Origin of the sequence: Duganella sp. BJB476 (genome assembly GCF_003416895.1) — a bacterium.
Lineage (GTDB): Bacteria > Pseudomonadota > Gammaproteobacteria > Burkholderiales > Burkholderiaceae_D > Rugamonas.
Map to the genome: position 1 here is coordinate 695,305 of NZ_QVIO01000003.1, position 16,870 is coordinate 712,174.

The window sequence follows — 16,870 nt, forward strand, 5'->3', positions numbered from 1 at the left end:
CCGCAGTTTTAAAAAACCAGCGGCCCCTGAGACAAATGAACGAAGACATCCTGATCAACATCACCCCGCAGGAAACCCGGGTCGCCCTCATCTTGCAGGGCGCCGTGCAAGAGCTGCACATCGAACGCACACTCACGCGCGGCCTGGCCGGGAATGTCTACTCCGGCAAGGTCGTGCGGGTGCTGCCCGGCATGCAGTCGGCCTTCATCGACATTGGCCTGGAACGCGCGGCCTTCCTGCACGTGGCCGACATCTGGGAAGCCCGTCCGCACGACGGCGGCCAGAACGCGGCGCCGACGCCGATCGAGAAGATCCTGTTCGACGGCCAGGTGCTGACGGTGCAGGTGATCAAGGACCCGATCGGCACCAAGGGCGCGCGCCTGTCGACCCAGATCTCGATCGCCGGCCGCATGCTGGTCTACCTGCCGCAGGACGCCCACATCGGCATCTCGCAGAAAATCGAAAAGGAATCGGAGCGCGAAGCGCTGCGCGTGCGGCTGCAAAGCCTGCTGCCGGCCGAGGAAAAAGGCGGCTACATCGTGCGCACCCAGGCCGAAGACGCGTCCGACTCCGACATCGCGGCCGACGTCGAATACCTGCGCAAGACCTGGGGCGCGATCATGCTCGGCGCCAAGACCAAGCCCGCCACCACCCTGCTGCACCAGGACTTGAGCCTGGCCCAGCGCGTGCTGCGCGACTTCGTGCACGACGACACCGCCACCATCCAGGTCGACTCGCGCGAGAACTACCTGGGCCTGCAGGAATTCGGCCAGGCCTACACCCCGGGCGTGCTGCCGCGCCTGCAGCACTACACCGGCGAGCGGCCGCTGTTCGACCTGTACGGCGTGGAGGAAGAGATCCTGCGCGCGCTGGGCCGGCGCGTCGACCTGAAGTCCGGCGGCTACCTGATCGTCGACCAGACCGAGGCGATGACCACCATCGACGTCAACACCGGCGGCTTCGTCGGCGGACGCAATTTTGCCGACACCATCTTCAAGACCAACCTGGAGGCGGCGCACGCGATCGCCCGCCAGCTGCGGCTGCGCAACCTGGGCGGCATCATCATCCTCGACTTCATCGACATGGAAAACACCGAGCACCGCAACGCCGTGCTGCAGGAGTTGAAGAAGACGCTGTCGCGCGACCGCACCAAGGTGTCGGTGTCGGGCTTCTCGGCGCTGGGGCTGGTGGAGATGACGCGCAAGCGCACCCGCGAATCGCTGGCGCACATTTTGTGCGAACCGTGCCCGGCGTGCAGCGGCAAGGGCCAGGTCAAGACCTCGCGCACCATCTGCTACGAAATCCTGCGCGAACTGCTGCGCGAAGCCAAGCAGTTCAACCCGCGCGAATTCCGCATCCTCGCCTCGCAGGAAGTGGTGGACATGTTCCTGGAAGAGGAATCGCAGCACCTGGCGATGCTGGGCGACTTCATCGGCAAGAAGATCTCGCTGCAGGTGGAGACGGCCTATCACCAGGAGCAGTACGACGTCATCTTGATGTAGACCACGTTTTACCTGGTCGGCGTCACGCTGATCACGGTGCGACTCAGGTCTATGCCCTTGATCTGCACCGAGCCGAAGTTGCTGTTGTCGTTGACGCCGGTGCGAATGTTTTGCAGGTCGAGCTCGCCGATCGTCGCCGGCAGCGCCAGGTTGACGGAGCCGTCCGCGTTCATGCGCAGGGCCGCGCCGTCCGTCCCATACGCCACATCCCTGGCCGTCACATCGGCATTCAGCAATCCCAGCAGCGGGAACAACTGCGTGCCCATGCCGGCGGCCTTGCTGTCGCCGCCGCCCCCGAACAAGCCATGCAGTGGAAACAAGCCCCGGCTCAGCGACCTGGCCGGCAGGCGCGGCACCGGTGCCGGGATCGGCGTCGACACGCCGCGCAACTCGGCGTCATTCAGGGCATGCAGCGTGGCCGCAGCCTCGCCGCCCTGGGCGACAGCGGCCGCGCCCAACAGGGCGATAGTGGCGAAAATCCGGACGACGGTCATTGCTTTACCTTGGAGCTAATGTGATAGCATAATTATAATACTAATCACACTATTGGAGGCGGCATGGCTACACGGCATTTCTTGGCGGTACTGGGTTTGGCCCTCGCGGGGCCGTACGCACTGGCGGACGATCACGCCCCGGTGGCGACGCCCGCTCCCGCCGTCGGCGATTCCTGGACCTACCAGTACACCGACGTCTGGAAGGGCGTCAAGGGCAACGTCAACCGCCTCGAGGTGACCGGCGTCGACGCCGCCGGCGTGCACGTGGACATCAAACGCGCCGCCAGCGGCGCCCTGCTGACCAAACAGCTGTTCAGCGCCGAGATGAATCCCATCGACCGCGGCGCCATGCACTTCGCGCCGTCGTTCGCGCGCTACGCCTTCCCGCTGGCGCCCGGCAAGGAATGGACCACCAACGCCGTCGCCGACAATCCCAAGTCCGGCAAGCACTGGCGCTATCGCATCAAGGGCAAGGTGCTAAACTGGGAGAAGATCACCGTGCCGGCCGGCGAGTTCGACGCGCTGAAGGTCGAGGTGGAAGCGCTGTACAACGGCGAGGAACCCAACAGCCCGGGCGGCAGCGGCCAGCTGACCGAGACGCTGTGGTTCGTGCCCGAGGTGAACAACTTCGTCAAGCTGGACTACCGGGACACCGACTGGAATGGCCGCATCTTCAACCGCGACAGCTGGGAGCTGACCACTTATGTGCGCAAATAGGCACTTGTGAGACCGCATGGACGGCGCCGACAAGCAGCCCGCGCCCTACAGTGACGGGCGGCTGCACGCCCGTCCCGCGCTGCTGCGCCAGCAAGCCACCGCCCTGCCCTTGCCGCTGCCGCCCGGCAGCCACCGGCTGGGCTTCCCCAACCATCGCCACGCGCGCCTGCACGTGCCGCCGCACGACGGCGCCACGCCGCTGCCGCTGCTGGTGCTGCTGCACGGCGCCGGCGGCCAGCACGGCGGCGGCGACGCCATCGCGCTGGCGCACGCGGCCCTGCACGGCTCGCTGCTGCTGATGCCGGAAGCGCTGTCGACCAGCTGGGATGTGCTGCGCGGCGGCTACGGCCCGGACCTGGCCTTCATCGACCGCCTGCTGGTGTGGACCATGCAGCGCTACCTGGTCGATGCCGACGCCGTCACCCTGGGCGGCTTTTCCGACGGCGCCTCGTATGCGCTGTCGGTCGGGCTGATGAACGGCGAACTGTTTTCCGACATCCTGGCGTTCTCGCCCGGCTTCATGGCGCCGCTGCGGCGCAGCGGCATGCCGCGCGTGTTCATCGCCCACGGCAAGGGCGACCAGGTGCTGTCGGTGGAACGGAGCAAGGCCATCGCCGTGCGCCTGGCCGGCGAAGGCTACGACGTGCGCTATGCGGAATTCGACGGCGCCCACGTGGTCTCGCCGCCGGTGGCCATCGCCGCGCTGCGCCAGCTGGCGGCGCGCTAGGCGGCGCTGTCCGGGCTCGGCTCCGGCGCAGTCTCCACCACCACTGGCATGGCGGCCAGGCCGATCTGGTTGCGGCCGGCCGACTTGGCCGCATACAGCGCCTTGTCGGCCGCCGCCGCCAGCTGGCCGGAACTGTCGCCCCGCCGCGGCGCCATTGCCGCCACGCCGGCGCTGATGGTCACCACGCCGAACGGGCTGCCGCGGTGCGCGGTCTGCATCGCCTCGATCGCCAAGCGGATGCGCTCGGCCACCGCCTGCGCGCCGTCGAGCGCCGTGTCCGGCAGCAGGATGGCGATTTCCTCGCCGCCGTAGCGCGCCACCACGTCGCCGGCGCGCTTGGGCGTCAACGCGCGTATCAGCTTGCTCACGGCGCGCAGGCAATCGTCGCCGGCGCCGTGGCCGTACAAGTCGTTGTACTGCTTGAAGTAGTCGACGTCGATCATCACGAAGGCCAGCGTGTCGGCATGGCGCATGGCGCGGCTGAACTCATTGCCCAGCGTGACGTCGAGCTGGCGGCGGTTGGCCAGCCCGGTCAGGCCGTCCTGCATCGCCAGCCGCTCCAGCGTGCGGTTGGCGCCTTCCAGCGCGTCGCGCGCCTGCAACAGCTCGGCCTGGGCCTGCACCCGCAAATTGATCTGGGCCACCAGCCGCTTGCCGAAAAAGCCCAGCAGCGCGGCCAGCACGATCACGCCGATCGACCGCATGAAGCTGTCGTGGCGCCAGTGCTCCAGCATCTCCTCCTGCGACAGCGCGGCCGACACGAACAGCGGATAGTGCTCCAGCGCCCGGTAGCTGTTGTAGCGCACTTCGTTGTCGTAGGGCGAGGCGAACATGCCGCTGCCGTTGCGCTGGGCGCGGTAGGCCAGGAACAGCGGATGCTCGCGCAGGCTGGTGCCGACCCGGTTGTCGTCGAACGGCCGGCGCAGCATCAGCACGCCTTCGCTGTTGACCAGCGCCACCGCGCCGCGCGCGCCGATGTCGAAGCTCTGGTAGAAGCGGCGGAAGTAGTCGATGTCCAGCGTGGCCAGCGCCACGCCGGCGAAGCTGCCGTCGGCCTTGTTCAGGCGGCGCGACACCGGGATGATCCACTTGCCGCTGCTGCGGCTGATCACCGGCTCGCCGACGTGCGGTCCGCGCCCGGCGTGGGTGCGGTGGTAGACGAAGTATTCGCGGTCGGCGTTGTTCAGCGACGGCCCCAGCACGGCGGGCGAATTGACCAGCCACTGGCCCGATTCGCCGTAGATGAACAGGCCCGCCAGCTGCGGCAGGTTGGTCACGTGCTCCAGCATCTGCCGGCGCACCCGCGCCAGCTGCGGCGCTTCCACGCCGTCGGTCTCGATGCGCTCGACCAGGTCGGCCAGCGAAGTGTCGGCGGCCTTGATGGTGTCGTCGGCGTGCTGCGCCATGGCGCGCGCCACGTTCGAGGTCAGCCGCTCCATCTCCTGCAGCTGGGCGTCGCGCGCGATCAGGCTGCGCCAGACGTCGACCGCCACCAGCGACAGGCAGACCACGCCGACAAACAGCGTGGCCCAGAAGGTGATCGTATAGCGTTTAAACATGGTGCGGCATGGCTCAGCCCGCCGGCAGCATGGGGTGCAGGCTGTGCCACACCAGGTCCGGCGTCAGCTTGACCATGCAGTCCTGGTGGCCCAGCGGGCACTCGCGCTGCTTGCACGGCGCGCACGCCAGCCGCAGCGACAGCGCCGCCGCCAGGTCGGAAAACGGCGGCGCGTGGTCGGGGTCGGTGGGGCCGTACAGCGCCACCACCGGCCGGTTCAGCGCCGAGGCGATATGCAGCAGGCCGGAATCGTTGGCGACCACGGCGGCGCTGGCGGCGATCAGGGCGATGGCCTCGGCCAGGCTGGTCGAGCCGGCCAGGTTGAACATGGCGCCGCCCGCGACGCCGGCCGCCACCTCGGCGCAGGCCGGCTGGTCCTTGGGCGAGCCGAGCAAGACGATCTGGGTGGCGCCGTCGCGCGCCAGGATGGCTTGCGCCAGGCCGGCGAAGTGCGCCGCCGGCCAGCGCTTGGCGCCGCCGAATTCGGCGCCGGGCGCGAACGCCACCAGCGGCCGCGCCGGGTCGAGGCCGTGGCGCTGCAAGACGGCGGCGATCTGTGCCGCGCTGACCTGCATGCGCGGCTTCGGCAGGGCGGCGCGTTGGGCCGCATCCTGCAGCGCCTGCGGCGCCGTCGCCAGCGCGGCGTAGAACGCCACCATCGGCCGCGGCGGCGCTTCGTCGTGGTGCATCACATTGATCAGGCCGTGCCGGCTCTCGCCCTTGTAGCCGACCCGGCGCTGGATGCCGGCCAGCCAGGGAATCAGCGCGTATTTGATGGTGTTGGGCAGCACGTAGGCCTCGGCGTAGCCGCGCTGGCGCAGCAGGCGCGCATACTTCCAGCGCTCCTTCAGTTGCAGCGCGCCGTGGCGGAACGGGGTTTCCAGCACCTCGTCGACCTCGGCCATCTGCCGCCACACGGGCGACACCGCCGGCGGCGCCAGCACGTCGATCGGCCGCCCGGGATGGGCCGCGCGCAGCAGTTGCAGCAGGGGCTGAGCCATGACGGCGTCGCCGATCCAGTTGGGGGAAATGACCAGGATGCGCGGGACGCTCCCGGCGGTGACGTTTTTATCTGCTAACACGGAGTCTTTCTTCGTCAGGCCGGTGGCCCATGCCGGCTCGATTATCGCCCATCGCGGGCCCAGCGACAAGCCGTGGCCGCCCCGCCGACGCTGCTATAATCGGCCTTTTCGCTACGGCCGCAAGGCCCTCCCCGCGTGACCATGAATCCAGCCAGCTCCTCGACGCCGCAAACCGAATATGGCGGACCGCTTTCCTCCACGATGATCTTCCTGCTGCCGGCGCTGGCGCTGTCGAGCAAGGTCGGCCTCGGCCTGGTCCAGCTGCTGATCCTGCTGCTGCTGTTCCGCCGCGGCCCGCTGATGCTGGCGCTGTACCGCCGCCACTGGGGCGACATCGGCGGCGTGGTGATGGCCTTCGGCGGCTATTTCCTGATATCGCTGCTGCGCCTGCTGCTGGACCGCCAGAGCCTGCATACCCTGGACGGGCCGTCGCGCCTGCTGTTCGGCCTCAGCTGCATCGGCGTGATGTACTACCTGCGTCCGCGCGCCCGCCATTTCTGGCTGGGCCTGGGCTTTGCCGCCGTGCTGTCGGCGGTGGTGGCGCTGTACCAGGTCACGATCGGCGGCCTGGACCGGGCGATCGGCTTCACCCACCATGAAATCACCTTCGGCGACCTGGCGCTGGCCTGCGGCCTGATGTCGCTGTGCGGCCTGACCGACCTGCGCAACACCCGCTTCTCCTGGCTGCCCGTGGTCGGCCTGCTGTGCGGCCTGCTGGCCTCGATGCTGTCGGCCTCGCGCGGCGGCTGGCTGGCGCTGCCGCTGGTGCTGATCCCGGTGGTCCGCTACGGCGCGCGGCTGTACGGCCGCCGCCTGCTGCTGGCGGGCGCGGTGCTGCTGGCGCTGGTGGTGCTGGCGTTCGCCGTGCCGGCCACCGGCGTGGCGGTGCGGATCGCCCAGGCTTTCTCGGACATCCATAACTATCTGCAGGTGGGCGACGCCAACACCTCGGTCGGCATCCGGCTGGAGCTGTGGAAAGCTTCGTGGATGATGTTCACCGAACATCCATGGCTGGGCGTGGGCCGCGAGCAGTTCGACGTCGCGCTGCACGCGCTGGCGGCCCAGGGCCGCTTGCAGCAATCGGCGGCGCTGCTCTACAGCAGCAGCCACAACGACATGCTGAACTGCCTGGCCACCGGCGGCCTGCTCGACTTCAGCCTGCTGCTGACGATGTATATCGCGCCGCTGTGCTTCTTCGCCGGCCAGCTGCGCCGTCCGGACCAGGGCCAGCATCCGCTGGCGCTGGCCGGCATGGTGGTGGTGGTGGCCTTCTTCGCCTTCGGCCTGACCGACGTGATGTTCTGGCTGATGATGCCGAAAGTGTTTTACGTGATGATGGTGTGCAGCCTGGTCGGCATGTGCCTGGCCGCGCAGTACCCGGCGCCGGTGCCGCGCCGCATCCTGATCGCCCGCACCGACAACATCGGCGACGTGGTGCTGACCCTGCCGCTGGCGGGCTACCTGAAGCAGCTGTATCCGCAGGTCGAGGTGGTGTTCCTGTGCCGCCGCTACGCCGCCGCCGTGGTGGCGCAGTGCCGCCATGTCGACCAGGTGCTGACCCTGGAAGAACTGGGCGACGACTGGGCGCACGGCCTGGCGCAGAGCGGCTGCGACACCATGATCTTCACCTTCCCGCAGCGCACGCTGGCGGCGGCGGCGCGCCGCTCCGGCATCCAGCGCCGCATCGGCAGCAGCCACCGCATCCACCACTGGTACCACTGCAACCGACTGGCGACCTTCAGCCGCGCCAATTCGCCGCTGCATGAAGCGCAGCTGAACTTCAAGCTGCTGCTGCCGCTGGGCGTGGACGTGGAACCGCCGCTGGAACAGTTGAAGACCATGTACGGCCTGGACACGCCGCGCCATCCGGCCGCCGACGCCGTGCTGGCCGCTCCCGGTTTCAAGCTGATCCTGCATCCGAAGTCCAACGGCAACGGCCGCGAGTGGCCGCTGCAACACTACACGGCGCTGGCCCGCCTGCTGGGCAAGGCCGACGGCGTGCGCGTGCTGGTGACCGGCAGCGCGGCCGAGGGCGAGCTGCTGGCGCAACAGGCGCCGGAGTTGCTGGCCTTGCCGAATGTGGAGAATCTGTGCGGCCGCCTGGACCTGGACGGCTTCACCGCGCTGATCGGCGGCTGCGACGGCTTGATCGCCAGCGGCACCGGCCCGCTGCACCTGGCGTCCGCGCTGGGACGGCCGGCGCTGGGCCTGTTCCCGCCGCTCAAGCCGATCGACATCGTGCGCTGGGGCGCGCTGGGCCCGCGCGCGCGCAGCCTGTGCACGCCGGTGGCCTGCGGCCATTGCGAAGACGCGGCGCGCTGCACCTGCATGCTGGCGATCACGCCGGAGCAGGTGTTGGAGGTGGTGGAGTCGTGGCGCGCCGAGGCGCTGGTGGAAGCCTAGTCCTGCACGCAGTTAATCCTGCATTGTTATCCGCACCAGGTCGGCGACGTTGTCGACCCCCAGCTTGGCCATCAGCCGCGCCTTGTGCACTTCCACCGTGCGCACGCTGATGCCCAGCGCCGGCCCGATCTCGCGGTTGTGGCGGCCCGTGACCACCAGCTGCATCACCTCGCGCTCGCGCGGCGTCAACTCGCTCAGCAGGCTGACGCTGCGGCTGCGCCGCTGCTGCTCGCTGTGCACGCTGCGCGCACGCGCCAGCGCCTCGTCGATGGCGGCGATCAGCTTGACGTCGTCGAACGGTTTCTCCAGGAAGTCCACGGCGTCGGCCTTGAACGCCGCGCGCGCCATGCTGACGTCGCCGTGGCCGCTCATGATGATCACCGGCAAACCCCAACCCCGCCGTATCAATTCCATTTGCAGGCTCAGGCCGTCCATGCCGGACATGCGGATGTCGATCAGCATGCAGCCGCGCCAGGCCGGCTGCCACGATTGCAGGAACGCTTCGCCGCTGGCGAACATCGCGGTGCGGTAGCCGCGCACGCCCAGCAACAGGCCCAGCGCGTCGCGCACCGACGGGTCGTCGTCGACGATGAATACGGTTAAATCATGCTGCATAGCTCACCTGCTCTCCATCCTGCTCCAAAGGGCGCGCCAACGGCAACGCCAACCTGAAAATTCCATGCTCGCCCACCTCGGCCCACAGCGATCCGCCGTGCGCCTCCATGATGGCGCGGCTAAGCACCAGTCCCAGTCCCAGGCCGCTGGCCTTGGACGACACAAACGGCTCGAACAAGCGCGCCGCGAGCGCCGCCGACACGCCCTTGCCGCTATCCTCCACCGACAGCTGCAGGCAGCCGCCCTGCTGTTGCTTACCCTTGCCCTTGCGCTTGCCGTCCAGCCGCTGGCCCGACACGGTGATGCGGCGCGCGCCGGCCGGCTGCTCCTGCACCGCCTCCAGCGCGTTGGCCAGCAGGTTGCGCAGCACCAGCTCCAGCTGCAGGCGGTCGGCCAGGATAGACAGCGGCGGGATCTGGCCCACCACCAGCTCGACGCCGTGCTCGCGCAACTGGGCGAAGAACTGCTGGCTGATGCCCGACACCAGCTGCCCGGCGTCGACCACCTCCAGCTTCATCGCGCCGGTGCGGAAGAAATCGCGCAGCCGCCGCACCACGTCGGCGGCCCGGCCCGATTCGGCGATCATGCGCTGGATCGCGCCCTTGAGCACGTCGCCGCTCTCGCCCCGCTCCAGCAAATATTCACACGCCTTGCCGTAGGCGGCCAGCGCCGTCAGCGGCTGGTTCAACTCATGCGCCAGCGCGGCGGCCATCTCGCCGGCCGCCGCCAGCCGCATCGTCTGTTTGAGCTCGCTGGCGACCTTGCGCAGCTCATCGACCGCGATGCCGATCGAAAAGCCCACCAGCGCCAGCACCGCGTCCAGCATCTGCAGTTCATGCACGGCGACATTGACCGCGTGGTTCCATTTGACCAGCGCGCCTATGCCCGCCTGCAGCGCGAACACCATCAGCGCCGTGCCGAACAGCCCCTGGCGGAACGCGGCCCAGATCACCGGCAGGAACAGGAAATAAAAATGCTTGAACTCCGAGGTGGCGATGGTGCCGAACACCATGTCCAGCACGCCGATCGCCAGCGCCAGATAGGCCAGCGTCTCGGCCCGCCACACCGTCGCCCGCAGGCGCTGGCGGTCGCCCGGACTGGCCAGCATCCAGATCAGCGGCATCGACACCAGCACGCCGACCATGTCGCCGATGCCGAAGCGCAGCACCGCCTCGCCCCACTGTCCGGCCGGAATCAGCCCGGCCGCCGACAACAGCGAGATATAGCCGACATCGTTGATCATGGTGCCGACCACCACGATCAACACCCACCGGAACAAGCGATCGCGGCTGTCGAACACGCCGCCGTCGCCGAACTGGCGCCGCAGCGCCGCGCCCAGCAGGCCGTAGCCGGCGGTCAGCCACAACGAACTGAGCACGCTGACCGTCCAGCCGGCCGGCATGCCGCGCACCAGCAACTCGCCGCCCACCAGCGCCACGAACCACGGCAGCGCCGCGCGCCAGCCGTGCCGCAGCCAGAACACCAGGCCCAGCGCCGGATCGGGATTCCACGGCGTGATGTTCAAGCCATACAAGGGGTCGATATAGGTCGCCCAGTCGAATAGCAGGTACAGCGCTATGAAAACGGGAAATTCAAGGTAACGCAGACGGGAGGGAGACATACGGGACGCTTTGTATCGTTATGTAGCATTATGCATTGCCAGAATTCATCGCGCATTGCTTTTCGCAACTACGAGTTCCCCTTATGCCTGCGCTTTCCCCTCTATACAACACTTGGCTTTTCGAAGCGGTAATTATTAAGGGAAAACCGTAAGCCTTTACCCCAATTTACAATACGTTACACTGGATTTACGATGCCCACATGTCGTAATGGCACTCCCCATTGACGAGAAGACACTAAAGTAGCCGTGCCGCCCCATCCTCGCGGTCGTGAATGATGTCTCCCGTGCAGCTGCCGCCATCCATCCCTTGCAGCCCGTTTTACATGAGAGACATCCGATGTCGCAGTTAATCACCCTCCATTCCGGCGTGGCCGACTTCAACGGCCTGAAGCAGTTACGTGAATCGTTCAAGCTGTCGCTGCGCGCCCTGCTGCATCGCCAGGCCACCTATGGCTGGCTGCAACTACTCAATTCCCATCCGCTGTTCATGGACCTGGTCAAGGCCCGTCCGCGCCTGCTGTACAAGATTTACCGTCCCTACCTGAGCAACACGATGAACTGCGCCCAGCGCGTCGACCTGCTGCAACAGCACTACCGCTTCATCTTCCGCCAGGGCCTGGGGCCGCTGACGGTGCGCGCCGCGCGCGGCGCCGTGGTGCTGGGCAGCATCGAGGGCAAGACCGGCCTGCGCTACCAGCTCGAACTGCGCGCCATCGAACCGATGGAGCGTGAAGGCGAACTGGTGCTGCAACTGAAGCATGAGGGCGTGCTGGTCTACAGCTGCGCGTTTTCCTTCCTGCAGGGGGTGCGCGGCATGGTGCTGGGCATAGGCTGCATGCAGGGCTCGAAGAGCGAGCAAGGCCTGCAAGTGATCAAGGACGCCACCCGCGAACTGCACGGCCTGAGGCCGAAGAATATGATGGTCAAGCTGCTGAGCCAGATCGGCCACGACTACGGCTGCGTCGAACTGCGCCTGGTCAGCAACGCCAACCGCGTGGTCTGCGGCGCCAGCCGCCAGGGCAAGGTGCACGCCGACTACGACACGCTGTGGCAGGAGCTGGAAGCGAGCCGCCGCGCCGACGGCGACTGGCGCCTGCCGTGCGAAGCCATCGCGCCGCCGGACCTGGCGGCGATCGCCTCGAAGAAACGCTCGGAAGCGCGCAAGCGCCACGAGACGCTGACGGCCATCAGCGCCGCCATCAGCGCCGGCCTGAGCGCGCCGCGCTTCGAAGCGGTGCCGACGCCGCTGAGCCAGAACTACAGCACGCTGCAGGCCGTCGTCCACGACGACGACGAATACGCCCTGGCTTGAACGGCTACGCGGCGCTCTTGCCGCGCAGTTTGCGGAACGGCCGGAACAGATACTCGGACAGGTTCTTGGCCTCGTCGTGGGCATCGATGCCGGTGTCCGGCCACTCATCCTTGGCGGGGAAATAAGCGGTGCCGAACAGGCTGTCCCAAACCGACGTGAACGAGCCGAAATTCTTGTCGTAGTGATGCAGTTCCACCGAGTGATGGATGCGGTGGAAGCGGTTATCGGCCACCACATAGCGCAGCGGTCCAAGATTCAGCTTGGTGTGCGAATGTTCAAACTGGCCCTGCAGGCCTATGATGAGTCCCACCAGCGCCGGCACCACGCCCACATCCACCTGGATCAGCAAACTGATCGGTATCAGCACGAATGGCACCCGGAAGATCTCTTCGGTGAAGTGGTGGTTGCTGTTCCATGCGCTCATCTCGCGCAAGGCGTGGTGTTCGCTGTGGAAGGCCCACAGGAAGGCGCTCTTGTGCTGCAAGCGGTGGAACCAGTAATAGAAGAACTCGCCGATGATGGCGGCGATCACCGGCATGACGATCCAGCCGACCACCTGCAACCACTTGCCGCCGCCGCTGAACAGGCGGTTCAGGTCCAGCGACAGCAGCGGCTTGACGCCCAGGCTGCCCCAGATGCGGCCGAACAGCGCGTAAAAGCTCACCGTGATGGCGATATAGACCAGCCAGTACAGCGCCGCATTGAAGCGCGAGCGCAGGCTGTAGCGATTGCGGCCGAACGCCATTTCCGCGACAAAGAAGATCATGGAGGCGTAAAAAATGCGCCAGCCGTAATCGGCCATACCGTGAATGATCTGCATGAAATAATTGAACATAGAATGAGGCCGCGGCGCTATCGGGACCTGCCATTATAATCAAACCAGCCGGTCCGATTGCGACTACATGGTGATGCCGGCGTCAAATTCCGGTACCATGGGTTTTTCGTCCAAGGAGAAATACCATGCGTGTGGATATTTATTACCGAGATGAAGCAAAAGGCAAACACAGCTACCTGGCTGTGCCGGAGGGCAAACCCATCCCCGAGGAAGCCACCAACACCGACTGGCATCCCGAGGCCAGCCACGTCGAAGTCGACGACGGCCTCGACGATCTGTCCCGCTACCACATCGTCCACCCCCTGGAGCAGATAGGCGCCAAGGGGTATGCCATTACCAGCATCAGCGCACAGCTGTAACTAGTACTCGATCGCGACGTCCTTGGCGCCCAGCACCTGCTGGAGCGCCAGTTGCAGCTCGTCCGACGGCGCCACGCGCCACGCTTCGCCCAGCTGCACCACGCAACCGACGCCCTGCGGCGTGATGCGCGCCGACACCGGCAAGCCGTCCGCGTGGCGGTGCGGCGCCAGCACTTCGGCCATCTTGCGCACGTCCACCGAGGTCGGCAGCGCCATGGCCAGCTGCTTGCCGTAGTTGACGCGTGCCGTCACGATGTCGAACACCTTCTCGGCCGAGATGCGCAGGCCGCCGGAGAAGCGGTCTTCCGACACCTTGCCGACCACGGCCAGGAACTCGTCGTCCTTGAACATGCGCTTGTTCTCTTCGAACACTTCCGAATACACGGTCACCTCGACCACCGCGGTCTTGTCGTCCAGCGTGACGATCAGGATCTTGCCGCGCTGCGTCATCTGCGGACGGATGCCGGTGATCACGCCGCACAGCATGCGCGGCTCGCGCGACGGTTCCAGCTCGGCCAGCTTGGTGCGGGCGAAGCGGCGCGCTTCCGGCGCGAACGAATCGAACATGTGGCCCGACAGGTAGAAGCCCAGCGCGATCTTTTCCTCGGCCAGCTTCTGGCGCTCGGTGAACGGCGCGGCCTTCACGTATTCGGGCGGCGCCACCAAATCGGAATCGTCGCCGCCGAACAGGCTGACCTGGTTGGCCGCCTTGGCTTCCTGGTCCGCGCATTCCATCGCGAAGCTGACCGTGGCCAGCAGGATGGCGCGGTCGATCGCCAGGCAATCGAAGGCGCCCGCGCGTATCAGCGATTCGATGGTGCGGCGGTTGATCTGCTTCTTGTCGACCCGCTTGCAGAAATCGAACAGGCTGGTGAACGGACCGCCGGCGGTGCGGGCGGCGATGATGGCCTCGATCGCGTTCTGGCCGGCGCCCTTGCAGGCGCCCAGGCCGTAGCGGATCTGCGTGACCTTCTTGCCGGTCACCGAAGGCGGCGGACCGTCCGGCATGAAGCGGAAGTCGGACTTGTTGATGTCCGGCGGCAGGATGGTCAGGCCGCAGATGTCGATCGAATCCTCGACCAGGATCTTGACCTTCTCGGTGTCCTCCATCGCCAGCGACATATTGGCTGCCATGAACGCGGCCGGATGGTGGGCCTTCAGATAGGCGGTGTGGTAGGACAGCAGCGCGTACGCTGCGGCGTGCGACTTGTTGAAGCCGTAGCCCGCGAACTTTTCCATCAAGTCGAAGATCTCGTCGGCCTTCTGCGCGGTCAGGCCGTCTTTGGCGGCGCCGGCGCGGAAGATCTCGCGGTGCTCCGCCATCTCCTCGGCTTTTTTCTTACCCATCGCGCGGCGCAACATGTCGGCGCCGCCCAGCGAGTAGCCGCCGACGATCTGCGCCATCTGCATCACCTGCTCCTGGTACACCATGATGCCGTAGGTTTCGGACAAAATGGATTCGGTGCGCGGATCGGGATAGTCGAATTTTTCGCCGTGCTTGCGCTTGCAGAAGTCCGGGATCAGATCCATCGGGCCCGGACGGTACAGCGCCACCAGCGCGATAATGTCTTCGAAGCGGTCGGGACGGGCGTCCTTCAACATGCCCTGCATGCCGCGCGACTCCAGCTGGAACACGGCCACGGTCTTGGCCTTGGTCAGCAGCTCGTACGACGGACGGTCGTTCAGCGGCAATCGCGCCAGGTCGAACTCGGCCTCCTTGGGATCGAGCATCTTGATGTAGCGCACCGCGCGATCGAGAATGGTCAGCGTGGTCAGGCCCAAGAAGTCGAACTTGACCAGGCCGACGGCTTCGACGTCGTCCTTGTCGTACTGCGACACCACGCCGCCGTCGCCGCCCTGCGTGTACAGCGGGCAGAAGTCGGTCAGCTTGCCCGGCGCGATCAGCACGCCACCGGCGTGCATGCCGATGTTACGGGTGATGCCTTCGACCTGTTGCGCCAGGTCCAGCAGCTGCGCCACTTCTTCCTCGTTCTGCTGGCGCTCCTTGAGCATCGGCTCTTCCTCGATCGCCTCGGCGATCGACACCGGCTTGCCCGGCTTGAACGGAATCAGCTTGGAGACGCCGTCGCAGAAGTTGTAGCCGAAGTCCATCACGCGGCCGACGTCGCGGATCGCGCCCTTGGCCGCCATGGTACCGAAGGTGGCGATCTGCGACACCGCGTCGCGGCCGTACAGGTCCTTGACGTGCTGGATCACCAGGTCGCGCTTTTCCTGGCAGAAGTCGATGTCGAAGTCGGGCATCGAAACGCGTTCGGGATTGAGGAAACGTTCGAACAGCAGGTTGTACTTCAGCGGATCCAGATCGGTGATCTTCAGCGCATACGCCACCAGCGAGCCCGCGCCCGAACCCCGGCCCGGGCCGATCGGCACATCGTTGTTCTTGCCCCACTGGATAAACTCCGCCACGATCAGGAAGTAGCCCGGGAACTTCATGTTGATGATGGTGTTGTTCTCGAACTCCAGCCGCTCCTCGTAGCGCGCCCGCTGCGCCTCGCGCTTGAGCGGATCCGGATACAGCTGCTCCAGGCGCTCCTCCAGGCCCTTCTTGGTTTCCGCGCGCAGGAATTCGTCGATGGTCATGCCCGGCGTCGGGAAGTTCGGCAGTTGCGGCTTGCCCAGGGTCAGCGTCAGGTTGCAACGCTTGGCGATCTCCACCGAGTTTTGCAGCGCGGCCGGCAGGTCGTGGAACAGCTCGCGCATCTCGGCCTGCGACATGAAGCGCATCTGCTCGTTGAAGCGGCGCACGCGCTTGTTATTGGCCAGCATTTCGCCTTCGGCGATACAGGTGCGCGCCTCGTGCGCGATGAACTCGTCGGGCGAGATGAACTGCACCGGATGGGTCGCCACCACGGGCAGGCCCAGCTTGGCGGCCAGCGCCACCGCGTGGCGCACCTGGGCTTCCTGGTTGGCCTGGCCGGCGCGCTGGATCTCGATGTAGAAGTGGCCGGGGAAGATCTGCGCCCACTTCTCGGCGTTCTTCTCGGCCAGCGCCGGGTTGCCGTTTTCAATCGCCATGCCGACGTCGCCGAAGTGCGCGCCGGACAGCGCGATCAGGCCGTTGGCCGGGCTGACGTCGGGCAGCAGCGCGTAGGTCTTGGAGGTCAGCTCGGCCAGCCACTCGGTGCGGATCTCGGCGCGGCCCTTGTACTGGTTGGTCAGCCAGGCCTGCGACAACAGTTCGCACAGCTGCAGGTAGCCCATGTGGTTTTTGGCGAACAGCATCAGGCGATGCGGCTTGTCGCGGTTGTCGTCGTTGCTGATCCAGACGTCGACGCCGACCACCGGCTTGATGCCCTTGCCGCGCGCGGCCTTGTAGAACTTGACCATGCCGAACATATTGGACAGGTCGGTGACGGCCAGCGCGGCCTGCTTGTCCTTGGCGGCGGTGGCGACCAGGTCGTCGATGCGCACCAGGCCGTCGACGATGGAGTACTCCGAGTGCACCCGCAGGTGGACGAAATCCGGTCCCGCCTTGGCGACGCTTGGGACCATCGCAGGGCTTGCCGCCACTTCTTGTTCGTTTGCTACCATGTTCATACGCCGCTCAATGCTGGTTCAATAACCAGCTATTTTACCGTGCGGCGGCCGGGTTCGAAGAAACTGATTTCTCGCAGTCGCGCAGGG

The 16,870-nt window shown here is 66.4% G+C and carries 13 protein-coding genes; 6 read left to right on the top strand and 7 right to left on the bottom strand.

Annotation, left to right across the window (positions count from 1 at the left end):
• Positions 1 to 35: 35 nt before the first annotated feature.
• Entirely contained in the window at positions 36 to 1,502 is a 1,467-nt protein-coding gene (rng, locus tag D0T21_RS16410) for a ribonuclease G (RefSeq protein ID WP_116991465.1), read from the top strand.
• An 8-nt stretch (positions 1,503 to 1,510) separates the two neighbouring features.
• On the opposite strand, the gene D0T21_RS16415 is transcribed toward rng, so the two are convergent.
• Positions 1,511 to 1,996, bottom strand: a complete 486-nt coding sequence (locus tag D0T21_RS16415) for a hypothetical protein (protein ID WP_116991466.1) — start codon at positions 1,994 to 1,996, stop codon at positions 1,511 to 1,513.
• A 63-nt stretch (positions 1,997 to 2,059) separates the two neighbouring features.
• Between D0T21_RS16415 and D0T21_RS16420 the strand changes: the two genes are divergently transcribed.
• A complete protein-coding gene (locus D0T21_RS16420) occupies positions 2,060 to 2,713 on the top strand; it encodes a hypothetical protein (RefSeq protein ID WP_116991467.1) in 654 nt (217 codons plus the stop codon).
• Between the two features lie 16 nt (positions 2,714 to 2,729).
• Positions 2,730 to 3,440: a thioesterase gene (locus D0T21_RS16425; protein ID WP_116991468.1), complete on the top strand. Its 711-nt coding sequence runs from the start codon at positions 2,730 to 2,732 to the stop codon at positions 3,438 to 3,440.
• Here the strand turns inward: D0T21_RS16425 and D0T21_RS16430 are convergent.
• Both D0T21_RS16430 and waaF read right to left on the bottom strand, forming a co-directional pair.
• The gene (locus tag D0T21_RS16430) at positions 3,437 to 4,999 is read right to left on the bottom strand and encodes a sensor domain-containing diguanylate cyclase (RefSeq protein ID WP_116991469.1); all 1,563 of its coding nucleotides are present in this window, start codon (positions 4,997 to 4,999) and stop codon (positions 3,437 to 3,439) included. The two genes, D0T21_RS16425 and D0T21_RS16430, sit on opposite strands and share 4 nt — an antisense overlap.
• Positions 5,000 to 5,012: 13 nt before the next feature.
• On the bottom strand, positions 5,013 to 5,999 hold the full coding sequence (waaF, locus tag D0T21_RS16435) for a lipopolysaccharide heptosyltransferase II (RefSeq protein ID WP_229211520.1): 987 nt from the start codon (positions 5,997 to 5,999) through the stop codon (positions 5,013 to 5,015).
• Positions 6,000 to 6,221: 222 nt separating this feature from the next.
• On the opposite strand from waaF, the gene D0T21_RS16440 reads away from it, so the two are divergent.
• Positions 6,222 to 8,483: a glycosyltransferase family 9 protein gene (locus D0T21_RS16440; protein WP_229211502.1), complete on the top strand. Its 2,262-nt coding sequence runs from the start codon at positions 6,222 to 6,224 to the stop codon at positions 8,481 to 8,483.
• A 12-nt stretch (positions 8,484 to 8,495) separates the two neighbouring features.
• Here the strand turns inward: D0T21_RS16440 and D0T21_RS16445 are convergent, their stop codons facing one another.
• A complete protein-coding gene (locus tag D0T21_RS16445) occupies positions 8,496 to 9,098 on the bottom strand; it encodes a response regulator transcription factor (protein WP_116991471.1) in 603 nt (200 codons plus the stop codon).
• Entirely contained in the window at positions 9,088 to 10,719 is a 1,632-nt protein-coding gene (locus D0T21_RS16450; protein ID WP_116994436.1) for a sensor histidine kinase, read from the bottom strand. The genes D0T21_RS16445 and D0T21_RS16450 overlap by 11 nt, the downstream gene beginning before the upstream one ends.
• A gap of 337 nt (positions 10,720 to 11,056) precedes the next feature.
• Here D0T21_RS16450 and D0T21_RS16455 point away from each other — a divergent pair, with 337 nt between their 5' ends.
• A complete protein-coding gene (locus D0T21_RS16455) occupies positions 11,057 to 12,031 on the top strand; it encodes a VirK/YbjX family protein (protein WP_116994437.1) in 975 nt (324 codons plus the stop codon).
• A gap of 4 nt (positions 12,032 to 12,035) precedes the next feature.
• Here D0T21_RS16455 and D0T21_RS16460 read toward each other — a convergent pair whose 3' ends face one another.
• Positions 12,036 to 12,851 carry a sterol desaturase family protein gene (locus D0T21_RS16460; RefSeq protein WP_116991860.1) on the bottom strand — a complete coding sequence of 272 codons (816 nt, stop codon included), beginning with the start codon at positions 12,849 to 12,851 and terminating at the stop codon, positions 12,036 to 12,038.
• Between the two features lie 140 nt (positions 12,852 to 12,991).
• Here D0T21_RS16460 and D0T21_RS16465 point away from each other — a divergent pair, with 140 nt between their 5' ends.
• Positions 12,992 to 13,225 carry a DUF6139 family protein gene (locus D0T21_RS16465; protein ID WP_116991474.1) on the top strand — a complete coding sequence of 78 codons (234 nt, stop codon included), beginning with the start codon at positions 12,992 to 12,994 and terminating at the stop codon, positions 13,223 to 13,225.
• Here D0T21_RS16465 and dnaE read toward each other — a convergent pair whose 3' ends face one another.
• Complete coding sequence (dnaE, locus tag D0T21_RS16470; protein ID WP_116991475.1) at positions 13,226 to 16,783, bottom strand: DNA polymerase III subunit alpha; 3,558 nt, start codon at positions 16,781 to 16,783, stop codon at positions 13,226 to 13,228.
• Positions 16,784 to 16,870: the final 87 nt, after the last annotated feature.

Excerpts from the sequence above, each read along its gene's own strand:
- rng (WP_116991465.1), top strand. The coding sequence starts at position 36 with ATGAACGAAGACATCCTGATCAACATCACCCCGCAGGAAACCCGGGTC.
- D0T21_RS16455 (WP_116994437.1), top strand. The coding sequence starts at position 11,057 with ATGTCGCAGTTAATCACCCTCCATTCCGGCGTGGCCGACTTCAACGGC.
- D0T21_RS16460 (WP_116991860.1), bottom strand. The coding sequence starts at position 12,851 with ATGCAGATCATTCACGGTATGGCCGATTACGGCTGGCGCATTTTTTAC.
- D0T21_RS16415 (WP_116991466.1), bottom strand. The coding sequence starts at position 1,996 with ATGACCGTCGTCCGGATTTTCGCCACTATCGCCCTGTTGGGCGCGGCC.
- D0T21_RS16445 (WP_116991471.1), bottom strand. The coding sequence starts at position 9,098 with ATGCAGCATGATTTAACCGTATTCATCGTCGACGACGACCCGTCGGTG.
- D0T21_RS16465 (WP_116991474.1), top strand. The coding sequence starts at position 12,992 with ATGCGTGTGGATATTTATTACCGAGATGAAGCAAAAGGCAAACACAGC.
- D0T21_RS16450 (WP_116994436.1), bottom strand. The coding sequence starts at position 10,719 with ATGTCTCCCTCCCGTCTGCGTTACCTTGAATTTCCCGTTTTCATAGCG.
- waaF (WP_229211520.1), bottom strand. The coding sequence starts at position 5,999 with ATGGCTCAGCCCCTGCTGCAACTGCTGCGCGCGGCCCATCCCGGGCGG.
- dnaE (WP_116991475.1), bottom strand. The coding sequence starts at position 16,783 with ATGAACATGGTAGCAAACGAACAAGAAGTGGCGGCAAGCCCTGCGATG.
- D0T21_RS16425 (WP_116991468.1), top strand. The coding sequence starts at position 2,730 with ATGGACGGCGCCGACAAGCAGCCCGCGCCCTACAGTGACGGGCGGCTG.
- D0T21_RS16430 (WP_116991469.1), bottom strand. The coding sequence starts at position 4,999 with ATGTTTAAACGCTATACGATCACCTTCTGGGCCACGCTGTTTGTCGGC.
- D0T21_RS16420 (WP_116991467.1), top strand. The coding sequence starts at position 2,060 with ATGGCTACACGGCATTTCTTGGCGGTACTGGGTTTGGCCCTCGCGGGG.
- D0T21_RS16440 (WP_229211502.1), top strand. The coding sequence starts at position 6,222 with ATGAATCCAGCCAGCTCCTCGACGCCGCAAACCGAATATGGCGGACCG.